Below are 24,109 nucleotides of genomic sequence, written 5' to 3'. Positions count from 1 at the left end.
GGAGGAGAGGGTCATATGAGTAACATGCAAAAGGGCTTGGCCGAATTTATCGGCACCTTCTGGCTTGTGTTCGGCGGCTGCGGCAGTGCCGTCCTCGCGGCGGCTTTTCCCGACGTCGGGATCGGGCTGCTCGGCGTCTCGCTCGCCTTCGGGCTTACCGTCGTCACCATGGCTTATGCGATCGGCCATATTTCGGGATGCCATCTCAATCCGGCGGTGACGGTCGGCCTGTGGGCCGGCGGGCGTTTCGAGGCGCGCGACATTCCGTTCTATGTGGCGGCGCAGGTGCTCGGCGCGATCGTTGCCGCCTTCCTGCTCTATTATATCGCGCAGGGCAGTCCGACCTACGACATCGCAAAGGGGCTCGCCGCCAATGGCTTCGATGCCGGATCGCCGGGCAATTACGACATCTGGTCGGCGCTGATTATCGAGATCGTGCTGACCGCGGTCTTCCTGTGGATCATCATGGGGTCGACCGACGGGCGCGCGCCGGCCGGCTTTGCGCCGCTCGCGATCGGGCTCGGGCTGACGCTGATCCACCTGATCTCGATCCCGGTGACCAACACCTCGGTCAATCCGGCGCGCAGCACGGGGCCGGCGCTGGTCGTCGGCGGCCTCGCGCTTCAGCAATTGTGGCTGTTCTGGGTGGCGCCGCTGATCGGCGGCGCGCTCGGCGGGTGGCTCTATCGCACCATCGGTGCCGACACCTTCCCCAAGCCCAATATCGAGGGGGTCTGAGGAACCGGCCGGCGGCGGGCCTCCGCCGCCGGTCCTATTGGAGCAGGTCGATCGCGAAGGCGCGGACTTCTTCCGCGATGTCCGGCCGTTCGAGCGCGACCGCCAGGTTCGCCTGAATATAGCCCGCCTTCGATCCGCAGTCATAGCGGGCGCCGTCGAAGGTGACGGCATGGAAGGACTGCGTCCCGATCATCTCGGCCATCGCATCGGTGAGTTGGATTTCGCCGCCGGCGCCCTTTTCCTGCCGTTCGAGGACGCGCATGACCTCGGGCTGCAGAATGTAGCGGCCCGAGACGATCAGGTTCGAGGGCGCCTCTGCGACCTTCGGCTTTTCGACGAGCCCGCGCACTTCGGTGAGCGGCCCGTCCTGCGCGCCGGGCGTGATGACGCCATAGCTCGACACCTGTTCGTGCGGCACTTCGAGCACCGAGATCAGGTTGCCGCCGACCTTGTGATACGCATCGACCATCTGCTTCATGCAGCCGGGCGTGCCGTGCATGAATTCGTCGGGCAGGAAGATGGCGAAGGGCTCGTCGCCGACGATGTCGCGCGCGCACCAGATCGCATGGCCGAGCCCGAGCGGCTCCTGCTGGCGGACATAGGCGCAATTGCCCGGGCCGAGGCGCGTCGGTTCGAGCACCGACAGGTCCTTGCCGCGTTCGGACATCGTCTTTTCGAGTTCGAAGGCGATGTCGAAATGATCCTCGATCGCGCTCTTGCCGCGCCCGGTGACGAAGATCATCTGCTCGATCCCGGCCTCGCGCGCTTCGTCGACCGCATATTGGATCAGCGGGCGATCGACGACCGGCAGCATTTCCTTGGGGATCGCCTTGGTCGCCGGAAGGAAGCGGGTGCCGAGGCCGGCGACGGGAAAGACGGCTTTGCGGATCGGTTTCATGGCGGCGGGCTTAGCGGGCTTTGTTCGCCAAGGAAAGAATCCGAAAAACCGTTGCGCGGCAAAGGCGGTTGCGCGATGCGGGGGGCAGGGCGATCCGGGATGTGGCGGGTGGCCATCGGGGGGTTCGACATGCGTTATCTGCTTTCCATCGGTCTTGCCGCGATGCTGTCTGCGTCGTTCGCGCCCGCGCCGGCGGCGCTGGCCGCTCCGCCCGCGACGCAGAGCGATGCCCATAAGGCGGCGGCGCTCGAATTGGCGAAGCTTGTCAATGAATCGAACGATATGGCGGGGCAGGTCGACAAGGTGCTGGCCGGCATCGCGGCGCAGGCCTTTTCCACCGATCCCAATCTGGTGGCGCTCAAGGAAGAATATCCGGGGATCGAAAAGCTGTTCCTCGACACGATGCGGCCGATCATGATGGACGAGCTCCAGTTGATGCTGCCCGACTATAATGCGGCGGTCGGGGCGTTTTTCGCGAGCAATTTCACCATGGCGGAAATCGGCGAACTGGCGGCCTTCTGGCGCTCCGATGCCGGCCAGGCGCTGATGCGCTCGGTGACGGGGCATCTCGATTTCGCTGCCACGTCGAAGGAACTCGTCGGCCAGATGAGCGGCGACCAGGAACTCAGCGTGAGCGGCGCCTCGGTTGATGCCGACAAACGCAGGGCGGCGGTGCGCGGCGTGCGCGACCTGACGCCCGATCAGCGGATCGCGGTGATGCGCTTTGGCCTGACGCCGACGGGGCGCAAGATGCAGACGCTGGTCGAGCAGAAGAACGAGATCGACCGGCAATGGGCCAATCGCGACCTGTCGCCCGGTGCCGAGGCGCGCATCGAGCGCGAGATCGGCGACGCGCTGGTCAATTATATCGAGGCCGAAGAGCGCAAGCGGAGCGCCGCCCAGTAGAGCCGCCTATTGCGGCCAGACGATCACCACGACGCGGCGGTTGTCCTGGCGACCCTCGGCGGTGGCGTTGCTCGACAAGGGAAGCGCTTCGCCGCGGCCGATGACCTGGTCGGCGGCGAATGTCATCCCGCTCGCCTGCATCGGCGCCGCAACCGACTGCGCGCGCGCCTGCGACAGCGTGAGGTTATAGGCGCTGCTGCCCGTCGAATCGGTGTGGCCTTCGATACGCGCGGTCTCGATGCCCACCGACACCAGCTTGGCGGCGATCCCGCCGATGCGCCGCTGCTGTTCGGGCGGCACGTCGCTCTTGTCGGTTTCGAACAACAGGCGTTCGGGCATCGTCAGTTCCCAGCCCTTGTCGGTTTCGACAAAGCCCTCGGACTTCAACATTGCGATCTGCGCGGCATTGAAGCCGGTCGGCGGCGGCACGCTGGCGCACGCCGCGACCAGCGCAGCGACGGCGAAGACCAGCAAGGTGCGGATCGAGCGGGGCAATGTGGGGGTCATCGGGACACGCTTTCGGTTCAGCTTCGGGTTCGGTTCGACAATTTGTCGGCGTACATCGCGGCATCGGCGGCGGTGAGCAGCGCGGCGGCGTCGGTCGCTTCGTCGGGATAGAGGGCGACGCCGACGCTGGCGGTCGGGCGATATGGTTCGCCGCCCGGGAGGGTGAGGGGCTGCGAAATGCCGGCGCGAATCCGGTCGGCCAAGACCTTGGGCTCGACCGCCGGATCGAGCGGGTCGACCAGCACGACGAATTCGTCGCCGCCGATGCGCGCCGCGAAATCCCGGTTGTGCAGCGTATCGCGAATACGGTCGGACAGCGCGACGAGCACGGCGTCGCCCGCCGCATGGCCGAAACGGTCGTTCGCCGCCTTGAAATTGTCGGCGTCGATGAAGAGCAGCGCGAGGCGCGTGCCGTGCTGCGCGGCGGCGGCGATGCGCAGCGCGAGTTGTTCGTCGAAGGCGGCTCTGTTGGGCAGCTCGGTCAGCCCGTCGTGCGAGGCGCGGTGCGCGAGCATCGCGCGTTCGCTTTCCATGCTGCCCTGCCAGCCCTGCAGTTCGTCGAGCAGCGCGTTGATGTCGCCGCCCAGCCGGTCGAGTTCGGCGATGCGCAGCGGCTGTACACGCTTGTCGAAGCGGCGGTGCAGGCGCACGTCATGCGCGACGGTCGCGATCTCGCCCAGCGGTTTCACCAGTTCATATTCGAAGCGCCGCGCCATCACGATCGTGCCGAGCGCGGTGATGATCAGGCAGGCGAGCCCGGCGAGCAGGCCGATGCGAACATAGTCGATCAGCGTCGTCGAATCGCCCCACACCTCGATCGTGCCGATCGCCGAGCCGTTGCGGTGGATCGTCACGGCGAAGGGCCTGGGGAAGAAGGCGCGGGTCAGCAGCGGTGCGGGGTCCTCGGTTGGCGATGCCCATTCGGTCAGCGGCCGGCCGCGGTCGTCGAGCACGCGCAGCTTGGCAATACCCGGAAGCTTCATCAGCGGGGCCAGCCCTTCGCGCGCCGCGGCGGCATCGTTGAACACCAGCGCGGGCTCGACGCCATAGGCGCCAAGCTGTGCCGCGAGTTCGATATTGCGATCGGCATAGCCGCGCATCGCGGTGATGCCGGAGAGCAGGATCGTCAGCCCCGACAGCGCCACCGCGAACAGGGTGACGCCGAAATGGAAGCGCGAGAGGAGTTTCTGGAGCGTCGTTCGGGCGCTCGAAGCGGTGGAAGCGTGGCGCGTCATGGCGTGCCTCCCCCACCCTGGCCGATCTTGAGCACGCGCGGGTCGACGCGGATCGGGCCGCGCGCGATGGCATCGAGATTGACCGAGAAACTGACGCCGGCGGGCTTTTGCGCGAGGCAGAACATCGCGCCATAGAGGCAGCCGGGATCGTCGTCGCTGATGGTCAGCACGGGGCGACCGCGCACCCAGCCGATCAACCGCTGGCGGTCGGCGTCCGGCATCCGCCCGAAAAAGAGAATGTCGCAATCGCCGCCGCCCGTCACCGCCGCGGCGGTCGTCCGGCGCAGGATGATCCGCGGGCCGTTGCCGGGCAGCGTCGGCGCGATCCGGTCGGTGAGCCGGGGCGTACCGACGAGGCAGAGCGTGCGATTGCTGTCGGCCGCGCCGGGCCAGCGGGCGTAGGTGATGATCCCGCCGAGCATCCGGTTGACCGCATTGGTCATCCCGTCGATGCCGTCCTCGACGATCGTCTGGCTGGCGGCCTGAACCGACATCTGCGGCGTCGATGTGATCGCGCCGATCAGGAACAATGATGCCAGCACCCGTTTTGCGACCCCCACCGCGCCCGGGCAAGCTGCCCCGGATTGGCGGCGTCCGCTAGCCTAAACCGCGGGCAAGTCAACGAGAAGTGACGTCATTCCGCCATTTCGCAATAGCGCTACGTACGATGCCCCTTTTGGGTAAGGATATTGCTCGATTCCTGATCCAGATTAGTCGGCAACCGGCCCTATCCGCGCAGCCGTTCGGCGAATCCCTTACGCAGCTTGGCGAGCTTGGGCGGGATCACCGCCATGCAATAGGGATTGCGCTGGCCTTCGCCGTCCCAATAATTCTGATGATAATCCTCGGCCGGATACCAGGTCGCGGGCGGTTCGATGGTGGTGACGATCGGGGCCGACTGGTCGGCCTGCGCGCGATCGATCCCGGCGCGCGCGGCATCGCCCTGCGCGGCATCAAGCGGGAACAGCGCGCTGCGATATTGGGTGCCGATGTCGTTGCCCTGGCGGTTGAGCGTCGTCGGGTCGTGCGTCGCGAAATGGACGTCGAGAAGGTCGTCATAGGAAATCACGCTGGGGTCGAAGGTGATGCGGATCGCCTCGGCATGGCCGGTGTTGCCGCTGCAGACCTGCTTGTAGGTCGGGTCCGCGACATCGCCGCCGATATAACCGCTTTCGACCTTGTCGACGCCGGCCAGCCCCTGGAACACCGCTTCGGTGCACCAGAAACAGCCTCCGGCAAAAATCGCGGTTTCCTGGGTCATGCTGATGGTCCTTTCGGGGGAGAGGCTATGGCGTCAAAATAGGAAGGCGCCGCGCAATTCCAAGGGCGCCGCGGCGGGGTCGGCGGCGCGGGCCGCCTGCATCGCGGCGATTTCGGCTTCGATCGCGGCGATCCGCTCCTTGCGCGGGGGGTGGCTCGCGGCGCGGACCAACGGTTTCTTGTGCCGGGTCCAGAAACGGATCGCGGCGGCGGGGTCGTAACCCGCATCGGCCATCAGCCACACCGCCAGCCGGTCGGCCTCGAGCTCGGTCTGCCGGATGAGGTCGACGTTGCGGCCATCCGCGAGCCGGTCGTGGTGGCGCAGGATATTATGCGCCAGTTCGTGCGCGACCACGGCCGCCATCTCCTGATCGTCGGCGATCGACTGCGCGAGGCGCAGCGTCAGGCGGACGAGCTTGCCATTGGCGGCGGCCTGCGGCCCCGACGTCTCGATGCGGAAGCTGCTCGCGCAGCCGGGCGCCGGGTCGAGCCGATGGACCGTGCCCGCGTCGTCGGTAATTGTCAGCGCCGCCGCGGGATCGAGGCGATCGAGCATCACGACGATGGCGTCGATGCGAACCGTCGCGTCGGCGCTGAGCGTCGGGACCGGTTCGCCATTGATCGCCGCGATCCCCGTCCCGCGCGCGAGGCCGGCGCGTGCAGCGGGCGATGCGGGGGCAAGCCCGGCGATGAACGGGCCGTCGCCGGACGCGCCATAGGCGGCCTTCGCCTTTGCCCAGTCGCGGTCGCCGAAGCGGCGCGGGTCGGACAAGAGCCAGCCGGGCTGCGGGGCGGTTTGGGGGCACCAGCGCGCGCTGCCCGTCGTCAGCCGATAGGCGATGGTGGCGAGCCGGGCTTCCTGCGCCGCACGCGCATCGGTACCGGATGCCGCGCCATGCGCCGCGCCGGCCGGGGCGAGCATCGCCGCGGCGGTGAGCAGGAAAAGGGTCGGCCAGCGCATCGTGGCCTGATATCAACCGCCTTGTCCCCCGGCCATGATTTTCGCGGCCCCCTTGCCTAAGTCGGGGCGAGCGACGATAGGGCGGCGATGGCGAATATTCCTGTTTCGACCCCCGCCGGCCCCCGACCCGCCGCGCTCGCGCGCTGGCTCTGGGCCGTCGCGCTGCTGGTCATCCTCGTCGTGGCCGTCGGCGGCATCACCCGCCTGACCGAATCGGGCCTGTCGATCACCGAATGGAAGCCGGTGTCGGGCGTGCTGCCGCCGCTCAGCGAAGCGGGCTGGCAGGAAGAATTCCACAAATATCAGCAGATCCCCGAATATAAGGAGATCAACGTCGGCATGTCGTTGTCGGCGTTTAAGGCCATTTTCTTTTGGGAATGGCTGCACCGCATCCTCGGTCGCCTCGTCGGCGGCGCGATGCTGATCCCGCTCGCCTGGTTCGCATTCCGGCGCGCGATCCCGAGCGGTTACGGCTGGCGGCTGTTCGCGCTGACCTCGCTCGTCGGGCTGCAGGGCGCGATCGGTTGGTGGATGGTCGCCTCGGGGCTCGAATATCGGACCGACGTCAGCCACTTCCGGCTCGCGACGCATTTGCTCACCGCGCTCTTCCTGCTGGCAGGGCTGGTGTGGACGGCGCGCGACCTGTCGGCGCTCGCGCGCGACCCGCAGGCGAAGCCCGCGCGACTGACCGGCGGTGCGATCGGCGTGATCGCGATCCTGTTCGTCCAGTTGCTGCTCGGCGCCTGGGTCGCCGGGCTCAATGCCGGGCAGGTTGCGAACACCTGGCCGGCGATGAACGATCATTTCGTGCCCGAGGGTATCGACTGGTCGGACGGCGCGTGGATGGCGCTGACCAACGATCCCTTCCTGCTGCATTTCCTCCACCGCTGGTGGTCGTGGGTCGCCGCGCTCGCCTTGCTCTGGCTCGCCCGCGCGATGGCGCGGCGCGGTTCGACGCGCGTCGCGACCATGCTGGTCGCCGTTGTCGTCGTGCAGATGATGCTCGGCATCCTGACCGTGCTCAGCGGCGTGTCGCTGTGGATCGCGGTGCTGCACCAGGTGACCGGCGCGATCCTCGTCGCGACGGCGGCGACGGCGCTGCATCGGCTGGGCCGCCCGCCCGCATGATCGGCGCGGGCGCCTGGGCGGGCGTGCTGCTGCACCTCGCCGCGCCCGAAGCTGCCATCGCCCCGCCGCCCGCGCGTCGCGATATCGGACCGGCGTTTTGCGCCGCCGGTCGGCCAGCCGATGACCTATCGCGTGACGACGCGGCGGATCAGCCGCAGCGGTGCGCTGATCTCCTTTTCGCTCGTCTATGCGCTCGAATGGAAGGGCGCGGGGCGCGGGTATCGGCTCGATGCCATGCTGCGCCGGATCGAATCCGACGCGCGGCCCGAACTCGTCCGCGCACTGACCGGGCTGGTGCAGCCGCTGGTCGGCGAGACGCTGACCTATCTGGTCGATGCCGACGGGCACGCGGTTGCGCTCGCCGATCCCGAGGCGCTGTGGGCGCGGGTTGCCGAACGGACGCAAGGGCTGGCGGCGGGGGCCGGGGCGCCCGAGGCGCGGCAGGTTGCGGCGCTGCTCGCCGCGCTGCCCGATGCCGAGCGCGACAAGCTGGTCACCGCCGACATCCGCGCGATGATCGCGCCGGCAAACGCCGCGATCCCGGTGACGGGCGACGGCGAGGCCTCGGTCTCGATCCGGCACGACGGCGCGTCGCTGACGGCCGCCAGGGTCGAAAAGGGCGCGGTGAGCGGTGCGGGCGATAGCGCCGCCGCGCCGCTCGATATCGAAACGCTGTGGACGGTCGACACCGCGACCGGACTGGTGCTGCGCGAACAGCGGCAGAGCTGGATCGCCGAGCCGGGGAGCGAGGCGCGGACGCTGGTCGAGGAGCGCATTCGCGCGCTGGCGCCGGGCGATCCGGGCTAGGCTTGACGCAGAGGTATTATTTTACCCGTCAGCAAAGCCGCTGTTCGCTTGACTTTCGGCGTCGATAACGCCATTGGCCCGCTCCGAAGCGCCGCGGCGTCCATCCGGACCTTGCGGCGCGGTTTGTTTCGGGCGGGTCCTCCCGCTCTCGTCCATGTCTTAAGGAGGTCGCCATGATGAAGGCGCTGACCAAGACGACCGCTTCGGCCAATGCCGCTACGGTCGAAAAGAAATGGGTGCTGATCGACGCCGAGGGCCTTGTCGTGGGCCGCGTTGCATCGATCATCGCCAACATCCTGCGCGGCAAGCACAAGCCGTCGTTCACCCCGCACGTCGATTGCGGTGACAATGTCATCGTCATCAACGCCGACAAGGTGGCGTTCACCGGCAAGAAGCTGGCCGACAAGCGCTATTACAAGCACACCGGCTATGCCGGCGGCATCAAGGAAACCAGCCCCCAGAAGATTCTGGAAGGCCGTTTCCCCGAGCGCGTGCTCGAAAAGGCCGTCGAACGCATGATCCCGCGTGGCCCGCTCGGCCGCCAGCAGATGCGCAACCTGCGCCTCTTCGCCGGCACCGAACATCCGCATGCCGGACAGAACCCCGAAGTGATCGACATCGCGTCGATGAACCGCAAGAACAAGGTGGGTGCATAATGGCTGACGAACAGACCATGACCGATCTCAAGGACCTCGGCGGCGCCGTCGAAGGCACCGTCGCTCCCGTCAGCACGATGCCGCTTCGCGAGAAGAAGGTCGACGCGCAGGGCCGCGCCTATGCGACCGGCCGCCGCAAGGACGCCGTCGCCCGCGTGTGGCTGAAGCCCGGCACCGGCAAGATCACGATCAACGGCCGCGACCAGGAAGTGTATTTCGCACGTCCGACGCTGCGCCTCGTCATCAACCAGCCCTTCGGCCTCGCCGATCGCGTCGGCAGCTATGACATCGTCGCCACCGTCAAGGGCGGCGGCCTGTCGGGCCAGGCGGGCGCGGTGCTGCACGGTATCGCCCAGGCGCTGAGCCGCTTCGAACCCGCGCTGCGCGGTGTCGTCAAGACGGCCGGTTTCCTGACCCGCGACAGCCGCACGGTCGAGCGCAAGAAGTACGGCAAGGCCAAGGCCCGCCGCAGCTTCCAGTTCTCGAAGCGCTAAGAGCTTTTTCCACCGACGGGTGGAAACGGGAAGGGCGGTCCGGCAACGGGCCGCCCTTTTTCGTGCGCGCATTGCGGCGCGACACGCCGCGCTTTAGATTGGCGCCATGGTGTTCGATCTTCGCCGCGCGCTGCTCAGCAAGGAAGAAAAGGAATCCTCGCGGCTGATGGATTTCGAATTTCGCCAGCGGGCGCGGAGCTTTCGCCTGATGGCGGCGGCGCTGGGCCTGCCCGGCGACGAACTGGTCCGGCAGATTGCGCTGTCGGGCGATGCGGCGATCCTCGATCGGCTGGTCGCCGAGCATGGGGTCGTCCGGGCCGAACTTGGCGAGACCTATGCCCGGTGCCGCGCGGAGGCTTACCGGCAACTGGTCGAGGAATTGGGCGATCCCACGCCGCACCGGCTTGGATAGGAGCCTGATGGCGCGCGATCGTAACAAAATGTTGCAAAGCCCGCGATCGGGTTGATTATTGACGGCAATCATGGCCCTTCGGGCCATTCGTCCCGGGAGTTATCATGCACCGTCTTCTGATCCGCTGGCACATGCTGACCGCGGCCTTCCTGTTTCCGGCGATCATCCTCTTTCTGCTCACCGGTGCGCTCTACACCTGGGGCGCGAAGGGCGATTATGTGACGACCGACTATCCGGTGACGCTGTCGGCGCCGCTGAGCGACGATGTGCCGGCGATGCAGGCGATCGTCGTCAAGGAACTGGCCGCGCGCGATATCGTGCCGCCGACCGGCGGCGCGTCGGTCAAGCCCGCCGGCGACAGTTTCCAGCTCGACTGGACCGGATCGCGCCGCGACGTGACGCTCGAACCCGGCGACACCGCCACCACCGCCAAGCTGATCGTCAAGGACACCAGCTGGCACCGCTTCTTCGTGCAATTGCACAAGGCGAAGGGCGGGGTGCCGTTCAAGATTTACGCCGTCATCCTCGCGCTCGGGCTGTTCTTCCTCGTCGCGTCGGGTTTGATCGTGGCGCTCAAGGTACCGAATATGCGGCGCGGCGCGCTGGTCGGATCGGCACTGGGGCTGGCGGTGTTCGTCGGCGTCGCGGCGGCGAGCTAGGCGTTTTCGCGAAGCGATTGAAGCGGGCGGTCCGGCGACGGGCCGCCCTTTTTCGTTGCGTCGAAGTCGCTTGCGATCCGGCGCCTTGCGTCGGCGAAGGGCATCAGCACCGCGCCGATGGGCCCATGCGGATCATAAGCGATGCCGTCGACGCCGAAGCGCAGCTTTTCGCGCTTGGCGGTCGGCAGGTGGAGCGTGCCGAAGAGCCGGTCGAAGATCGCCAGCGTCGAGCCGAAATTACGGTCGTGGTGCCGCTCCTCGACCGAATGATGGATCTGGTGGTGCGCGGGGCTGAGCAGCCAGCGGCCGGCGCGGCCGGGCAGGCTGATCCACAGGTGCGAATGCTGAAGATAGCTGAAGATGATGGTGGCGAGGAAGGTGAGGGCGTTGGTGCCGTGGATCAGGAAGCCGCCGCCGGCACGCCCGAAGGCGAAATGCACGAGCGCCATGGCGATGCCCGCCGACGCGGCCGCCATGTTGAAGAACAGGATCGTATCGACCGGGTGGACACGGAAATTGGTGAGCGGGGTCAGCGATTCGGCGGTGTGATGCACCTTGTGGAATTCCCACATCCAGCCGACACGGTGGCTGAGACTGTGGTTGAGCCAGTAGGCGAATTCATAGGCGAGGAAGAGCGCCAGCGTCATCACGGTGCTGGCGACCCATGCCGGCGCGGCGATCGGCGCGGGCGAGCCGAAGGCGATATGAAGGCCGTGCAGCATATGGCCGGCGAACCATTCGCCGGACCAGAGCGCCCAGCCGAGCGCGCTTGCCGAGAAGAACATGCCGAAGAGGAACCAGGCGATATCGGCGCGGCCCGACGCGCTGCGGATGATGCGCGCGGGCAGCAGCGCGCGCAGCAGCACCTTCAGGCGCAGCGGGCGCGACCGGCCGCGCGGGACCGCGAAGCGCAGCATCAGCGCGAGCGCGATCAAGGCGGCGGCAAGCGTCAGCAAGGGGGGCGCCCATGCCGACAGCGTCGTTGTTATGTCCGGTGGGCCGCCCATGAGTTCCGCCTTAGCGGCGCATGGTAAATGGGCACCTAACGGGGGTTCGTGTCAGAGCAAATCGAGGCTGCCGAGCGCCAGTGCCTGCCGCGCCGGGCGTTCAGCCATCACCGCGAACATCTCGTCGCCGCGTGTCGTGCGCTCGACGCTCATCGAGGCGAAGACCGCCATGAAATATCCGCTGAGCGCGCCGATGCGATAGTCGGTCCACAGCGCGTCGGGGTCGGGGGCGATGCCCGCGCCCCGCAGCGCCGCGATCCAGTGATCGAAGGCGGGGCGGTCGGCGGCGGCGCGCTCGAAGGGGTCGGCGATGCTGGTGCCGATCAGATAGGCGAGGTCGTTGGCGCCGCTGCCGCGGCCGAGCGTCTGCCAGTCGACGAGCCAGCAGCGGTCGCCCTCGGGGCTGAAGAGGATATTGTCGATGCGAAGGTCGCCATGGACGAGCGTTCGCGCGGCGGGCTCGCGGGTCAGATAGGAGTCGAGCCGGTCGACGATACCCGCGCCGATGTCGAGCACCTCGGGCGACAGCCGTTCGGCGTAGCGTTCGCGGAAACCGAGATAGAGCTGCGGGAACATCGCGCGGATCAGGTCACCGTTATCGCGCGCGATAAAGGACATATCGGCGAGCCTCGGATCGTTCCACAGATGCGCGTGGAGCCGTGCCACCGCCTCGATGCACGGGACGAGCCCGGCCAAGCCGCGCCCCGCAAGCTGGTCGCCCTGCCGCGCCGGGGCGAGGTCGGAGAGAAGCAGGACGAACTCGACTTCGTCCTCCTCGATCGCGTGGAAGTAACAGGCGGGCGCGGGCACCCCGCTGGTCGCGGCGAGGTCGCGGTACCAGCTGACCTCCTTGATATAGGTGCCGGTGAGCTTGGCGATGTTGCGGCTCGCTTCGTCATGGCTCGGGCATTTGGCGATGATCGTTGCCGGCGCGTCGATGCCGCCCGCCCAGTCGAGCGCCAGGCGAAAACTGTCGCACATCTGCCCGGTGCCGACCTTGCTGGCGGTAAAGCCGCGCAGCGCGCCCGGCGCCTGCCCCAATTTCTCCGCGATCCATGCGGGCGACATCGCCTCCGGCGAGGTCGGGAAGCTCATGCGGCGGGGTCCATCAGGCCCGAGAGGCCGGTAGGACCATGCGGACCGACGAACAATTGCTCGAGCACGCCCACGCCGCGATGCGTCGTGCTGCCGTCGACGAGCTCGGCGGTGACGAGCGCCTGGATATGCATCGCGAGCGGGTTGCCCCAGCCGCGGTCGCCCTCCGCCATGCTGTCGTGCGCGACCGCGAGGTCGGCGCCGTGGTCGAGTCCATGCCCCCACACCGGATGCGTATAGCCGAGCCCGCTCATCGCGAAGACCGGGCCGGTCGGCGACAGCGTCAGCGATCGTCCGCCGCCGAGGTCGGTGCGCTGCGCGGCGACGCGGCGGCTGCCCGGTTGCCAGTCGAGCGCGAAGCTGGCGGCGTCGAAATGCGTCTCCGCCCCATTGTCGCCGACGATCACCGCGCGGCGATTCCACGGCTGGCCTTCGCCATCGTCGTTGCTGTGAAAGAAGAGCGAGGCATGGCCGAAATTGCACGGCGTCCACAGCCAGAAGAATTGGTTGAAATTGCCTTGCGGCGGGGGCTGCGGTTCGGACGCGCCGACCGGGCGGATGCCCCAGCTGCGGTCGCGGGTGCCGGTCCAGCCGTCGCCGACGGCCACGCGCTGGCCACCCGCCGACAGCCAGCCCGACCAGCGGCCGTTCTGCGTCATGCGGGTATAGTCCATGAACAGGCGAGTGCCGTTGCGGCGGATGAAACGCGGTTCCTCGATCGGGAAATGGCGGCCGGTGAAGCTGAGTTCGGCGGCGAGCGGGCCGTCATTGGGCGCGATGCTGAGCGTCACGCGTTCGAGCGGCGCATCGATAGAAATCGCGATCGGCCCGACGCCGAGGTCGAGCCGTTCGCCGGTCGACCGACGGCTGGCGCGGAGGTTGTGCTGGACGCCGTCGACGATGACGCAAAAGGCGGCATCGACGATGCCGAGCTGGGGATAAAAGCCCATCGCCGCAGCGAAGAAGACCGATCCGTCGGGGCTGTAGCCGTTGAAGAAATAGCGGTCGTAGAAATTGCGGTCGGTGCCCGCGAAAGCCACCGGCTCGCACGTCTGGTGCAGCGGAAAATCATCGCCCTTGGTCAGCATGTTCGATCCTCATCCCGTTTTTTGTTGCAACCTAACGGGATGAAGCGGCGCGTCAATGCAGCGTCAATGCACGGGGGGATCGACCGGCGGCACCGCGCCGACGGGCGCGACCGGTTCGCCGGGTTCGCGCGGCGGCAGGGCGTCGGGCGGGATGTCGGGGATCTGCATGTCGGGGGTCGGCACCTTTTCGAGGTTGCGCACGCGCACGGTGATGCTCCCGTTCGCGATCTTCAGTTCGTTGAAGCTCGGTGGGGTCGAGCGGATGCGTTGCGACAGCGTGCCGGCACCGATCATGCGGATCGGGCCGTCGCGCGTTTCCTTGACCAGATCGAACGCGTCATGGACATGGCCGGTGAGTACTGCCGCGACGCCGCGCGAGGCGAGCGCGCGGAGCGCCGTCTCGCCGCCGCGGGTCAGCGCGCGGCCGCGCGTTCCCGCCTCGACCAGCGGGTGGTGCGCGGTGACGAAGACGGTCGTGCCGGGCGGCAGCGCGTCGATCGCCGCCATCGTCTTGTCGAGCGCGCTGCGCGTCACCCAGCCCTTCGACCAGTCGAGCCGCCACTGCGCGCGCGCCGTGGTCTTGAGCGGTACGACTGCGACGCCGGCCAGGTCGAGCTCGCGTTCGACGAGCCGCTCGATCCGGCGGATGCGGGCATAGGGCCAGAAGAAGCGCGCGAAGGGGTTGAAATAGGGGAGGTCGTGGTTGCCGACCTCGACCGTCACCGGGACGTCGAGCCGCTCGATCCAGTCGCAGGCGGCGGCGAATTCGTGGCTCCGTGCGCGCATGGTGAGGTCGCCGGTGATCAACACCGCGTCGGGCTGTTCGGCCTTCACGCAATGCGCGAACCAGTCGATCGCGACACGATCTTCGAGCCCGAAATGCAGGTCGCTGATGTGGAACAGGCGGGTCATACGGTGGCGAGAAAATCGACGGCGCTCATGGCGACGGAAAAGCGAGCCGGGGATGGGGTTTCACCAAGCTCACCGTCATATTCGAGGCTGATCGCCGCCGCGCTTTCGAGCAGGATCGTCTCGGCGTCGGCGATGCGCTCACTCGGCCCGTCGCGGAAATCGCCGCCGAGCCAGGCAAGCCCGTGGCGCAGCACATCGGCGGTGCCCTCGGTCAATATGCCGTCGGCGATGATCCCTTGCGCGGTCGGGGTCAGGATGACGGCAGGATAGTCGCGCGCCGAGCCGGCGACGCGCACGCCGGGGGCGTTGAGCATCGCGTCGAGCGCGTCGGGCGCGGCGCGGCTCGCCTCGATCAATCCGTCCTGCCGCATCGTCTCGCGCACCTCGGCCCAGCGCGTCGCCGGACCGGCGACGACGGTGATGAAGGCTTCGCCGTCTGCGGATTTGACCGTCGGGATCGGGCGGCGGCGCCCTTTGCCCGCGAGCGCGTCGATCAGGATCGCGGGCGCCGGGCGGTCGCGGTGCAGCTGTTTGGACAGTAGGTTGAGCGTGCCGCCGGGCAGCGGCAGCAGCGCGCCGTCCCAGCCCGCCGCCTTGCGCGCGGCAGCGTTGATCGTGCCGTCGCCGGTCCAGACGAGGAGCAGGTCGATGCCCTGTTGGCGCAAGTCGTCGGCGGTCGGAATATCGGCGTCGGGCAGCACGAAGGTCGCGGCGAGCGGGGCGCCGGCGTCGCGGCATGCGGCGGCGATCGCATCGCTGATCGCGGGGTCGAAGCTGCCGCTCTTGTCGTTGCAGATCAGCGCGGGGCGGGAGAAGGCCTTGGTCATCGCTGGTCCTACGCATGAGGCGCGAAAAGGTCGCGGCTTGTTCGGTGGCGCGCAGACCTGTAGGGCGCGGACGAGAGGGGCTCATGGATAAGCCAGTCAAGGGACAGCGGCGGTTGATCAAATATCTGATACTTGTCGGCCTGCTGATCCTGTTGTTCGGCGGCGGGACGCGGCTGGTCGTTTCGGGCGGCGCCAAATCGCTGAACCTCGGTGACAGATTGCTCGGCGACGGCGACGGCGCGACGTTGCAGGTCGAGGCGCAGCCCTATGGCGAGGGGCCGCGCCACAAGCTCAACATCTGGGTGCCGACGGGCACCAGGAAGGGCGACCGGCTGCCGGTGATCGTCTGGCTCTATGGTGGCGGCTGGTATAGCGGCAACCGCGACGATTACGGCTTTGCCGGGCGTGCCTTTGCCAGGCAGGGCTTCGTCGTCGTCATCCCCGACTACCGGATCGTCCCCGACGGCCATTGGCCCGATTTCCTGGAGGACAGCGCGGCGGCGGTCGCATGGACCGAACGGCATATCGGCGATTATGGCGGCGACGCCGACCGCATCGCGCTGTCGGGCCATTCGGCGGGCGCTTATAATGCGGTGATGCTCGCGCTCGACCCGCAGTGGCTGGAGGCGGCGGGCAGCGACGCGTCGCATATCCGCGGGGTCGCGGCGCTCGCCGGACCCTATGATTTCCTTCCCTTCGAAAAGGGCGGGCGCGCCGATGTCGCGATGGGCGATATCCGCCCCGCCGAGCGCACCCAGCCGATCGCCTTCGCGCGCGCCGATGCGCCGCCCTTGTGGCTCGGCCATGGCACCGCCGACACCGTCGTGCGCGTGCGCAACAGCCAGCATCTGGCCGCCGCGATCGAGAAGGCGGGCGGGTCGGTCCAGCTGCGCACCTATGACGGGCTCAGCCACAACGACCTCGTCATGGCGCTCACCGGGCCGCTCTCCTACAAGGGCCCGATCCTCGCCGAAGCGAGCGATTTCCTACGCGGCGCCACCGCGAAGCGGGTAATGCCCGCGCAATGACGACCAGAATAGTGGCGCCAATTCCAGCTATCGTGATGGCGGGCAGCCGGCCCGGCCCCGACCCGCTCCTGAGCGGCACCGGGGTGTCGACCAAGGCGCTGCTGCCGATCGCGGGACAGGCGATGCTGGTGCACGTCGTGCGCGCGCTGCGCGCGTGCCCCCGCGTCGGGGCGGTCACCATATTGGCGCAAAACAGCGCCGAACTCGCCGCCGAGCCGGGGCTCGCCGGACTCCCCGATCTGCATTTTGCCGATTCGGGGCAGGGGATCAGCAGCTCGCTGGCGGCCGCGCTGCCGCCAGGCGATGCCCCCGTGCTGGTGACGACCGCCGACAATGTGCTGCTCACCCCCGCGATGATCGCCGAATTCCTGAGCGGCGCCGAAGGCAGCGATGTCGCGGTGGCGATGGTCGAGCGCGATATATTGCTCGCGCGTTATCCCGAATCGAAGCGGACCTGGCTGAAGTTCCGCGGCGGTTGGTGGTCGGGGGCGAACATGTTCCGGCTGCGCGGGCGGCGGGTGCTGCCGCTGCTCGATTTCTGGGGGCGGATCGAGCGCGACCGCAAGAAAGGGCTTAAGATCATCGCGGCGTTCGGGCCGTGGCTGCTGATCGGTGCCCTGCTGCGGCTGTTCACGATCCAGCAGGGCGTGGCGCGCGCGGGGCTGCGCTTCGGGCTGAATGCGACGGTCGTGCCGATGAGCGACCCCGAGGCGTGCATCGACGCCGACAAGCCCGCCGACATCGAACTGATCGAGAAGATCATGGCGCGGCGCTAGGCGCTGGCCAGCGCCCGATCCACCGCCGCCGTCGCCAGCGCCAGTTCCTCGTCATAGGGGATCGTCGCATCGATATCGACGATCGGCGCGCCGTTGAAGGTCAGCAGCGGCACCGTGTCGACCTTGCGCGTGATGAGCGCGCGGTCATGGTCGGGCTTGCGCGCCATCACCGTGTCGACATCGACGTGGAGGCGGATGACGAGCGTCGGTTGATACGCTGCCATCTCGGCATAGAGCGCACGCTCTTCGGCCTGCATCGCGGCGAGGCGCGCGCCGGTCGCGACGCCTGCAAGGATCGGGCCGTCGTGGAGGCCCGGGACCTCGAGCTGCGGATAACGATCGGTAACGATCACCTTGCCCGCGCGGCGCTGTTCGATCAGCGCGTCGAACTTGGCGCGGCGCTTCTTCGACTTGTTCAGCGCATAACGCGCCGCGAGATATCCTGGGATCGGCTCGCCGGGTTCGCGCAAGCGGTCGGCGATGCCGTCGAGGAAGCGGTGCAGCGGCGGGCCGATGATCGGCCAGCGTCCGATGCGCCGCCCCTGCTCGCCCGAGCCGAGGCCGAGATAGCCGCTCTCGGCGGCGCGCGTCGCCTGGATATGCGCGAGCAGGTCGGCCGACAGGGTCGACTTGCCCGACCCGTCGCTGCCCACGACTGCGATTAGAGGAGCCAAATGCTCCTCGGGCGCGATCAGGGGAGCAAGCTGCTCCCCCATCGGATCAGCTCAGTTCCTTGAAGAAACCGATCATCTTGAGCCCGCCGATGATGAAGCGGACGACGACGAGCGCGGCGAAGGCATAGACCCAAGTCCACTGCTGCGGCGTTAGCACGTCGAAGTTGAAGTCGAGGCGCGCGAACCAGGTCAGGAAGACGGTCGTCGCGAGCAGGAACAGCTTGTTCTGTTCGCGCCAGATCATGCGCTTCCACCAGAAGGGATATTTGGGCTTCACCCAGCCGTGCAGGCGCGGGAGGAGCGCGGGGACGTCCTTCGCCCATTCGGCATGCGCGGCGCCGAATTTCTCGCGCAGGAATTCTTCCTCATAGATCGAGATGCGCTCATAGATGAGGACGCCAAGCAGGAAGACGATCGCGCCGAACACCCAGCTGCCCGACAGCATCGCGATGCCGGTGAAATTGAGGATGCGGCCGACATAGAGCGGGTTGCGCACCAGGCTGTAGGGGCCGGTGGTGTTGAGTTCGCTCGCCTCGGCGGCGACCTTGGCGCGGCCCGAGGTGCCGAGCGCGGCCCAGCCGCTGGTGAAGATACGCACGATCGCGCCGGCGCTCGCGACGCCGAGCGACAGCCAGAACCAGGCGCAGTCGCCGAAGGCGGTCTGGAACGGGCCCCAGTCCTTCGAACACCAGGCGATCAGCACCGAAATGGCGATGGTGATATAGATATAGGTGCCGCGAATGAAGAAGAGGCGCTTGCCGCTGCGGGCGAGTTCTTGCTGGTACATGTGGATCCGCCATTTGGCCGCGCGCAGGCGGCGTCAGAATAAGGTGGCCCGTCTCTAGCGATTTTTGCGGCTAAAATAAGACCGAAAAATTTCAGACGAGGCGCAGCTTGCGCGCCGTCTTGCCGAGCGAGGCGCGGTCGGCGTGGGGGAGGGCGAAGCGCAGCGACAGCCAGATCGCGCCGACTGCGAGCAGCACGATCAGCGGCAGCGCGATCGCGTCGGGCAGGCGCCCCGCGAGCAACGCCAGGCCGCCCGCGCCGAGCGTGATCGCGATCCCGCGCAGCGCCACGCTGGGGAATTGATGATCGAAGGGATGGAGCTTCTCATTGATCGCGAGCTGGAGCATGGGGATGCCCCCCATCACGACGAGGCCGATCGACATGGCGAGCGTCACCCCGGTGAGCGCGTCCATATGGCCGACGATCAGCCAGCCGGCGCCGACCGCGACGATGACGCCGACGATGCTCGCGGTGAGCTGGTGGCGGAAGGCGGCCACGACCTGGAGCACCGGGAGCGAGATGCCGAGCACCGCCTCCGCCGCGCGTGCAAAGAGCAGGATGATCACGGCGGCCTGCGCGATTTTCGCTTCATGGCCGAACAGGCTGAGCAAAGGCGCGCTGCCGGCGGCGAGCACTGCGGCGAGCGGCAGCGCGATCGCCATGATCAGCCGCGTCGCATAGGCATAGATGTCGGCGACCTGCGCGCGGTCGGCGCGTTCGGCGCTCGCCGCCAAGGGCGCGAGCACATAGACGAAGGCGATGCGGACGAGCTGGACGACGCTCGACAGCTTGCGCGCGATCGTGAACAGCCCCGCCGCCGCCGCGCCCGCCGCACCGGGCAGGATCAGGTTCAGGATCAGCGCGGGGGCGTCGCCGAACAGCCGCGCGATGACGTTCGACGGCAGGATCGAGAGGCCCGCCCAGAAGGTGTTCCTCGCGGTCTCGCCGCCGCGCCCGCCGTGGAGCAGCTCGCCGAAGACATAATAGCGCCGAAGCAGCCGGACGCAGAGGATGGCGGTGATCGCGAGCGAGCAGAGGTGCGCGATAAACAGGCCCTTGAGCCCGAGCCCGCCCGCAAAGAACAGCCCCGCGAACACCAGCCGCATGATCTGTTCCCACACGATGCGCAGCCGAATTTCGGCGCCGAACACCATGCGCGCGCGCATCGCGCTCGTGGCGATCTCGACGAACGCCCATAGCGGCAGTGCCCAGACGAAGAGCTGGATCGCGGGCACGACGAGCGGCCGGTCCTTGGCCGCGACATTGAGGAAGGGGGCAAGGTCGGCAGCGAAGAAAGCGATCAGGCCTGCGACGAGCAGGCACGGGCCGACGCCCCACAGCATCGCCGTCCGCAGCGCCGCGGCGGCCTCGGCGTCGCTTGCCGACTGCGGCACGGTGCGCTGCATCGCGCTGGTCATGCCCATGTCGAAGAGATTTTCGAGCAGGTTGATCGTCGCCCAGAGCACCGCATAGAGGCCGTAGCCCGCGAGCCCGAACATCAGCACGTACAGCGGCTGCGCGACGATCTCGACCACCGCGCCCAATCGCGCGAGTACGGTGGTGCCGAGCCCCTTCGCGACGCTGCGGCTGGTGACGGCGGGTTGGGCGGTATCGTCGCTCATTGTTCGCGCCCCTAGCGGCTTGGCGACCGGCCCGCCAGCGGCTTTCGCTTTTGCGCGCGTCACCCCTTGTCGTGCGTTTCAATCGGGTCTAGGCCGACCCCGACTGCATCAGGGGAGCCAGCGACATGGCCGAATTTCGCCTTCCGAAGAACAGCCGCATCCAGAAGGGCGGCCAGACGCACAAAGCCGAGGGTGCGGCCAAGGTCCGGAAGTTCAAGGTCTATCGCTACGACCCCGACAAGGGCGAGAATCCGCATTTCGACAATTTCGAGATCGACCTCGACAAATGCGGCCCGATGGTGCTCGACGCGCTGATCAAGATGAAGAGCGAGCAGGACGCCTCGCTGACCTTCCGTCGTTCGTGCCGCGAGGGCATCTGCGGCAGCTGTTCGATGAACATGAACGGCAAGAACGGCCTCGCCTGCACCACAGCGATTGAGGATCTGAAGGGCGATATCAAGATCACCCCGCTGCCGCATATGGAAGTGATCAAGGACCTCGTCCCCGATTTCACCCATTTCTATGCGCAATATAATTCGATCGAACCCTGGCTGAAGACCAAGACGACGACGCCGAGCGGCAAGGAACGGCTGCAGTCGCCCGAGGAGCGCGAAAAGCTCGACGGTCTTTATGAGTGCATCCTGTGCGCCTGCTGCTCGACGAGCTGCCCCAGCTATTGGTGGAACAGCGACAAGTTCCTCGGCCCCGCGATCCTGCTCCAGGCCTATCGCTGGCTGGCCGACAGCCGCGACGAGATGACCGGCGAACGGCTCGATGAGTTGGAAGATCCCTTCCGCCTCTATCGCTGCCACACGATCATGAACTGCTCGAACGCCTGCCCCAAGGGGCTGAGCCCGGCGCGCGCGATCGCCGAAATCAAGAAGCTGGAAGCCGAGCGGCAGGTCTGATGCGCCTTGGGGTGCCGGCGCTGATCGCGCTGGCGCTCGCCGGTTGCGCCGCCAATCCCCCGGTCCGCGAACTCGCGATGCCGCGCAGCTATGCGCATGGCATCGGCGGTGCGACCTTCCTGGTCGGCGGCGGTTTCGACCCCGGCCGCTCGCCCGACGGCAACAGCCTCATCCTCTACGGCCCCGAGGGCGCCTTCGTCGTCGACAGCGGGCGCCACGACGAGCATGTGACCGCGATCATGCAGGGGCTGAGCGGGATCGGCATGACCCCGGTCGCGATCATCAACACCCATTGGCATCTCGATCATGTCAGCGGCAATCCGGCGTTGAAGGCGGCCTTTCCGGGTATCAAGGTCTATGCGACCTCGGCGATCGACGACGCGCTGACGGGCTTCCTTGCGACCAGCGCCGAATCGTCGCGCAAGGCGCTGGCCGAAGGGACGGTTCCCGCAAGCGCGGTCGCCGATGTCGAGGGCGACCTCACGACGATCGCGCGAGGGGCCGAACTGCGTCCCGACGTGGTGGTCGACGAAGGCGGCGATATGACGATCGCTGGGCGCCCGCTGTCGCTGCGGGTCGCGCAACGCGCCGTCACAGAACGCGACCTGTGGATTTATGACGCGGCGGAGAAACGCGCGATCGTCGGCGATCTCGTCACCATGCCGGTCCCCTTTCTCGACACCGCCTGTCCCGAGGGTTGGTTGCAGGCGCTCGACGCCGTCGCCGCGTCGGGCGCCGAGCAGGTCGTGCCGGGGCATGGTCCGATCCTGACCATGACCGAGTTCGGCGCCTGGAAAAGCGCCTTTGCCGATTTTATCGCTTGCGCGCGCGGCACCGGGGCGCTTGAGACCTGCTCGGCGGGCTGGCTCAGCGGTGCGAAGGCGTTCCTCATGGACGACCAACGCGCCAAGAGCATGGCCGATTATTATGGCGAGCTGATACGCTCGGGCAAACTGGACGGATATTGCAGGGCATGAACGACGGGATCGAGGAACCAAAGCGCCGCGACAATTTCAGCGCCGAGGAGCTGGAAGGGGGCTGGGTCAGCTGGAACCTCAAGGACCCGAGCCGGTTCAACGCCTTCATCGAGCCGCTGTCGGTGCGCGTCGAACCCGATACCTCCGACGGCCGGCCGCAGGCGCGGGTGCGGATGGTGCCCGAGCGCAAGCACAGCAACCTCGGCGACAATGTCCATGGCGCGGTGACGCTCGCGCTCGTCGATATCGCGCTGTTCGCGGCGTCGCACCAGTTCGGCTCGCTCAATGCCGGCCATTCGGTGACCCTCGACCTGTCGACGCAGTTCGTCGGTGCGGGCCGGCTCGGCGAGCCTTTGGATGCCATCGTCGAACTGGTGCGCGAGACCGGGCGGCTGATCTTCCTGCGCGGGCTGGTGGTGCAGGGCGAGAAGGACGAGCATATCGTGCTGACTTTCGCGGGCACGATCCGCAAGGCGAGCAAATGACGGGGGGCGTGCTCGCGGCCTATGACGCGCTGGTCGCGGGCGGCGAGCTGCAACCCGATCCCGAGCAACGCCTGGCCGCCGAGCGGCTGAACAAATTGCAGGAAGAACTGGAGGCGGTGCCGCCCAAGGGCAGCCTGCTGTGGCGCATCGCCGGGCGCAAGCCCGAGGCGCCGCGCGGCCTCTATATGTGGGGCGGGGTCGGGCGCGGCAAGTCGATGCTGATGGACCTGTTCTACGACAATCTGGCGATCGAGCGAAAGCGCCGCGTCCATTTTCACGAGTTCATGCAGGACATTCACGCGCGGCTACGCGTCGAGCGCGACAAGGCGCAGGGCGACCCGATCCCGCCCGTGGCGGCGGCGCTGAAGGAACAGGCTCGCTGCATCGCCTTCGACGAGATGGTGGTGAACAACAGCGCCGACGCGATGATCATGTCGCGGCTGTTCACCGCGCTGATCACCAGCGGCGTGACCGTCGTCGCGACCTCGAACCGCCCGCCGAAGGATCTCTACAAGGACGGGCTCAACCGCGAGCATTTCCTGCCCTTCATCGCGCTGATCGGCGATCGCCTCGACGTGCTGGGTCTCAACGGCCCGACCGATTATCGCCGCGACCGGCTGGGCGATGGCGCGCGCTGGTTCGTGCCCGCCGACGAGGCGGCAAGCGCGGCGCTGTCTGCGGCCTTCTTCCGCCTGACCGACTATCCGCCCGAGGATCGCGCGCATGTGCCGACGCTCGATCTCGACCTCGGCGGCGGGCGTATCCTGCATGTCCCAAAGGCGCTGAAGGGCGTCGCGGTCTTTTCGTTCAAGCGATTGTGCGGCGAGGCGCGCGGCGCCGCCGACTATCTGGCGGTGGCGCGCTTGTTCCACACCGTCATCATCGTCGGCATTCCGCGCATGGGCCCCGAGAATCGCAACGAGGCGGCGCGCTTCGTGACGCTGATCGACGCGCTCTACGAATATAAGGTCAAATTGCTCGCAAGCGCGGCGGCGATGCCCGACGCGCTCTATGTCGCGGGCGACGGCGCGTTCGAATTCGAGCGCACCGCGAGCCGCCTCTCCGAGATGCAGTCCGACGATTATCTCGCGCTCGGCCATGGCCAGGGCGAGCCTGCCTAGATACAGACTCTAGGCGAGTACCAGCAGCACGCCACTCGCCGCCTTGCCCCAGCGCGACGAATTGATCGTCATGGTGATGAGGTCGCGCAAATAGCGCACCTCGTGGACGACATAGCCCACGCCTTGCTCGATCGTCCGGCGC

28 protein-coding genes are annotated in these 24,109 nt (G+C 67.5%); 14 read left to right on the top strand and 14 right to left on the bottom strand.

Annotation, left to right across the window (positions count from 1 at the left end):
* Positions 1-15 precede the first annotated feature (15 nt).
* A complete protein-coding gene (gene aqpZ, locus B1A78_RS06145; RefSeq protein ID WP_077146115.1) occupies positions 16-738 on the top strand; it encodes an aquaporin Z in 723 nt (240 codons plus the stop codon).
* 34 nt (positions 739-772) lie between these two features.
* Here aqpZ and galU read toward each other — a convergent pair whose 3' ends face one another.
* Positions 773-1,636 (bottom strand): UTP--glucose-1-phosphate uridylyltransferase GalU, encoded by an 864-nt coding sequence (gene galU / locus B1A78_RS06140; protein ID WP_077146114.1) that lies wholly within the window; start codon positions 1,634-1,636, stop codon positions 773-775.
* 129 nt (positions 1,637-1,765) lie between these two features.
* Here galU and B1A78_RS06135 point away from each other — a divergent pair, with 129 nt between their 5' ends.
* Positions 1,766-2,542, top strand: coding sequence for a hypothetical protein (locus B1A78_RS06135; RefSeq protein ID WP_144037711.1), 777 nt, complete (start codon positions 1,766-1,768; stop codon positions 2,540-2,542).
* A gap of 6 nt (positions 2,543-2,548) precedes the next feature.
* On the opposite strand, the gene B1A78_RS06130 is transcribed toward B1A78_RS06135, so the two are convergent.
* From B1A78_RS06130 to B1A78_RS06110, 5 genes are all read right to left on the bottom strand, one after another.
* Positions 2,549-3,049, bottom strand: a complete 501-nt coding sequence (locus B1A78_RS06130) for an OmpA family protein (RefSeq protein WP_077146112.1) — start codon at positions 3,047-3,049, stop codon at positions 2,549-2,551.
* 17 nt (positions 3,050-3,066) lie between these two features.
* The gene (locus B1A78_RS06125; RefSeq protein WP_077146111.1) at positions 3,067-4,284 is read right to left on the bottom strand and encodes a diguanylate cyclase domain-containing protein; all 1,218 of its coding nucleotides are present in this window, start codon (positions 4,282-4,284) and stop codon (positions 3,067-3,069) included.
* The gene (locus B1A78_RS06120; protein WP_077146135.1) at positions 4,281-4,826 is read right to left on the bottom strand and encodes a YfiR family protein; all 546 of its coding nucleotides are present in this window, start codon (positions 4,824-4,826) and stop codon (positions 4,281-4,283) included. The genes B1A78_RS06125 and B1A78_RS06120 overlap by 4 nt, the downstream gene beginning before the upstream one ends.
* A 185-nt stretch (positions 4,827-5,011) precedes the next feature.
* Entirely contained in the window at positions 5,012-5,545 is a 534-nt protein-coding gene (gene msrA / locus B1A78_RS06115; protein WP_077146110.1) for a peptide-methionine (S)-S-oxide reductase MsrA, read from the bottom strand.
* A 33-nt stretch (positions 5,546-5,578) separates the two neighbouring features.
* Complete coding sequence (locus B1A78_RS06110; protein ID WP_077146109.1) at positions 5,579-6,505, bottom strand: M48 family metalloprotease; 927 nt, start codon at positions 6,503-6,505, stop codon at positions 5,579-5,581.
* Positions 6,506-6,592: 87 nt separating this feature from the next.
* Between B1A78_RS06110 and B1A78_RS06105 the strand changes: the two genes are divergently transcribed.
* From B1A78_RS06105 to B1A78_RS06080, 6 genes are all read left to right on the top strand, one after another.
* Positions 6,593-7,633 carry a COX15/CtaA family protein gene (locus B1A78_RS06105; protein ID WP_077146108.1) on the top strand — a complete coding sequence of 347 codons (1,041 nt, stop codon included), beginning with the start codon at positions 6,593-6,595 and terminating at the stop codon, positions 7,631-7,633.
* 120 nt (positions 7,634-7,753) lie between these two features.
* Complete coding sequence (locus B1A78_RS06100; protein WP_077146107.1) at positions 7,754-8,440, top strand: hypothetical protein; 687 nt, start codon at positions 7,754-7,756, stop codon at positions 8,438-8,440.
* 176 nt (positions 8,441-8,616) lie between these two features.
* Complete coding sequence (gene rplM / locus B1A78_RS06095) at positions 8,617-9,096, top strand: 50S ribosomal protein L13 (RefSeq protein WP_077146106.1); 480 nt, start codon at positions 8,617-8,619, stop codon at positions 9,094-9,096.
* Entirely contained in the window at positions 9,096-9,590 is a 495-nt protein-coding gene (rpsI, locus tag B1A78_RS06090; RefSeq protein ID WP_077146105.1) for a 30S ribosomal protein S9, read from the top strand. Before rplM ends, rpsI begins: the two co-directional genes overlap by 1 nt.
* 106 nt (positions 9,591-9,696) lie before the next feature.
* Entirely contained in the window at positions 9,697-10,002 is a 306-nt protein-coding gene (locus B1A78_RS06085; protein ID WP_077146104.1) for a hypothetical protein, read from the top strand.
* Positions 10,003-10,106: 104 nt separating this feature from the next.
* Positions 10,107-10,661 carry a PepSY domain-containing protein gene (locus B1A78_RS06080; RefSeq protein ID WP_077146103.1) on the top strand — a complete coding sequence of 185 codons (555 nt, stop codon included), beginning with the start codon at positions 10,107-10,109 and terminating at the stop codon, positions 10,659-10,661.
* Here B1A78_RS06080 and B1A78_RS06075 read toward each other — a convergent pair.
* The 5 genes from B1A78_RS06075 to B1A78_RS06055 form a co-directional block, all read right to left on the bottom strand.
* Positions 10,658-11,668: a sterol desaturase family protein gene (locus B1A78_RS06075; protein ID WP_083733901.1), complete on the bottom strand. Its 1,011-nt coding sequence runs from the start codon at positions 11,666-11,668 to the stop codon at positions 10,658-10,660. The genes B1A78_RS06080 and B1A78_RS06075 overlap by 4 nt on opposite strands.
* A 51-nt stretch (positions 11,669-11,719) precedes the next feature.
* Positions 11,720-12,763, bottom strand: a complete 1,044-nt coding sequence (locus B1A78_RS06070) for a phosphotransferase (protein ID WP_077146101.1) — start codon at positions 12,761-12,763, stop codon at positions 11,720-11,722.
* The gene (locus B1A78_RS06065; protein ID WP_077146100.1) at positions 12,760-13,851 is read right to left on the bottom strand and encodes a hypothetical protein; all 1,092 of its coding nucleotides are present in this window, start codon (positions 13,849-13,851) and stop codon (positions 12,760-12,762) included. Before B1A78_RS06065 ends, B1A78_RS06070 begins: the two co-directional genes overlap by 4 nt.
* Before the next feature lie 63 nt (positions 13,852-13,914).
* Positions 13,915-14,763: a metallophosphoesterase gene (locus B1A78_RS06060; protein WP_077146099.1), complete on the bottom strand. Its 849-nt coding sequence runs from the start codon at positions 14,761-14,763 to the stop codon at positions 13,915-13,917.
* Positions 14,760-15,590 (bottom strand): diacylglycerol kinase family protein, encoded by an 831-nt coding sequence (locus B1A78_RS06055; protein WP_077146098.1) that lies wholly within the window; start codon positions 15,588-15,590, stop codon positions 14,760-14,762. The genes B1A78_RS06060 and B1A78_RS06055 overlap by 4 nt, the downstream gene beginning before the upstream one ends.
* A gap of 83 nt (positions 15,591-15,673) precedes the next feature.
* On the opposite strand from B1A78_RS06055, the gene B1A78_RS06050 reads away from it, so the two are divergent.
* Both B1A78_RS06050 and B1A78_RS06045 read left to right on the top strand, forming a co-directional pair.
* Complete coding sequence (locus tag B1A78_RS06050; RefSeq protein WP_256837499.1) at positions 15,674-16,618, top strand: alpha/beta hydrolase; 945 nt, start codon at positions 15,674-15,676, stop codon at positions 16,616-16,618.
* The gene (locus B1A78_RS06045; protein WP_077146096.1) at positions 16,615-17,394 is read left to right on the top strand and encodes a nucleotidyltransferase family protein; all 780 of its coding nucleotides are present in this window, start codon (positions 16,615-16,617) and stop codon (positions 17,392-17,394) included. The genes B1A78_RS06050 and B1A78_RS06045 overlap by 4 nt, the downstream gene beginning before the upstream one ends.
* Here B1A78_RS06045 and B1A78_RS06040 read toward each other — a convergent pair.
* The 3 genes from B1A78_RS06040 to B1A78_RS06030 form a co-directional block, all read right to left on the bottom strand.
* On the bottom strand, positions 17,391-18,068 hold the full coding sequence (locus tag B1A78_RS06040; RefSeq protein WP_179101992.1) for a hypothetical protein: 678 nt from the start codon (positions 18,066-18,068) through the stop codon (positions 17,391-17,393). The genes B1A78_RS06045 and B1A78_RS06040 overlap by 4 nt on opposite strands.
* A gap of 46 nt (positions 18,069-18,114) precedes the next feature.
* Positions 18,115-18,855: an isoprenylcysteine carboxylmethyltransferase family protein gene (locus B1A78_RS06035; protein ID WP_077146094.1), complete on the bottom strand. Its 741-nt coding sequence runs from the start codon at positions 18,853-18,855 to the stop codon at positions 18,115-18,117.
* A gap of 91 nt (positions 18,856-18,946) precedes the next feature.
* On the bottom strand, positions 18,947-20,476 hold the full coding sequence (locus B1A78_RS06030) for a lipopolysaccharide biosynthesis protein (protein ID WP_077146093.1): 1,530 nt from the start codon (positions 20,474-20,476) through the stop codon (positions 18,947-18,949).
* A 125-nt stretch (positions 20,477-20,601) separates the two neighbouring features.
* Here B1A78_RS06030 and B1A78_RS06025 point away from each other — a divergent pair, with 125 nt between their 5' ends.
* From B1A78_RS06025 to zapE, 4 genes are read left to right on the top strand one after another with little or no spacing between them, the layout of a single operon-like run.
* Positions 20,602-21,384 carry a succinate dehydrogenase iron-sulfur subunit gene (locus B1A78_RS06025; protein WP_077146092.1) on the top strand — a complete coding sequence of 261 codons (783 nt, stop codon included), beginning with the start codon at positions 20,602-20,604 and terminating at the stop codon, positions 21,382-21,384.
* On the top strand, positions 21,384-22,361 hold the full coding sequence (locus tag B1A78_RS06020; RefSeq protein ID WP_077146091.1) for an MBL fold metallo-hydrolase: 978 nt from the start codon (positions 21,384-21,386) through the stop codon (positions 22,359-22,361). The genes B1A78_RS06025 and B1A78_RS06020 overlap by 1 nt, the downstream gene beginning before the upstream one ends.
* The gene (locus B1A78_RS06015) at positions 22,358-22,846 is read left to right on the top strand and encodes a PaaI family thioesterase (RefSeq protein WP_077146090.1); all 489 of its coding nucleotides are present in this window, start codon (positions 22,358-22,360) and stop codon (positions 22,844-22,846) included. The genes B1A78_RS06020 and B1A78_RS06015 overlap by 4 nt, the downstream gene beginning before the upstream one ends.
* Positions 22,843-23,967 (top strand): cell division protein ZapE, encoded by a 1,125-nt coding sequence (gene zapE, locus B1A78_RS06010; RefSeq protein ID WP_077146089.1) that lies wholly within the window; start codon positions 22,843-22,845, stop codon positions 23,965-23,967. Before B1A78_RS06015 ends, zapE begins: the two co-directional genes overlap by 4 nt.
* Positions 23,968-24,109: the final 142 nt, after the last annotated feature.

This window comes from Sphingopyxis sp. KK2 (assembly GCF_001990265.1).
Classification (GTDB): Bacteria; Pseudomonadota; Alphaproteobacteria; order Sphingomonadales; family Sphingomonadaceae; genus Sphingopyxis.
The sequence above is the reverse complement of the archived record's forward strand: the minus strand, read 5'-3'. Positions and strand labels throughout refer to the sequence as shown.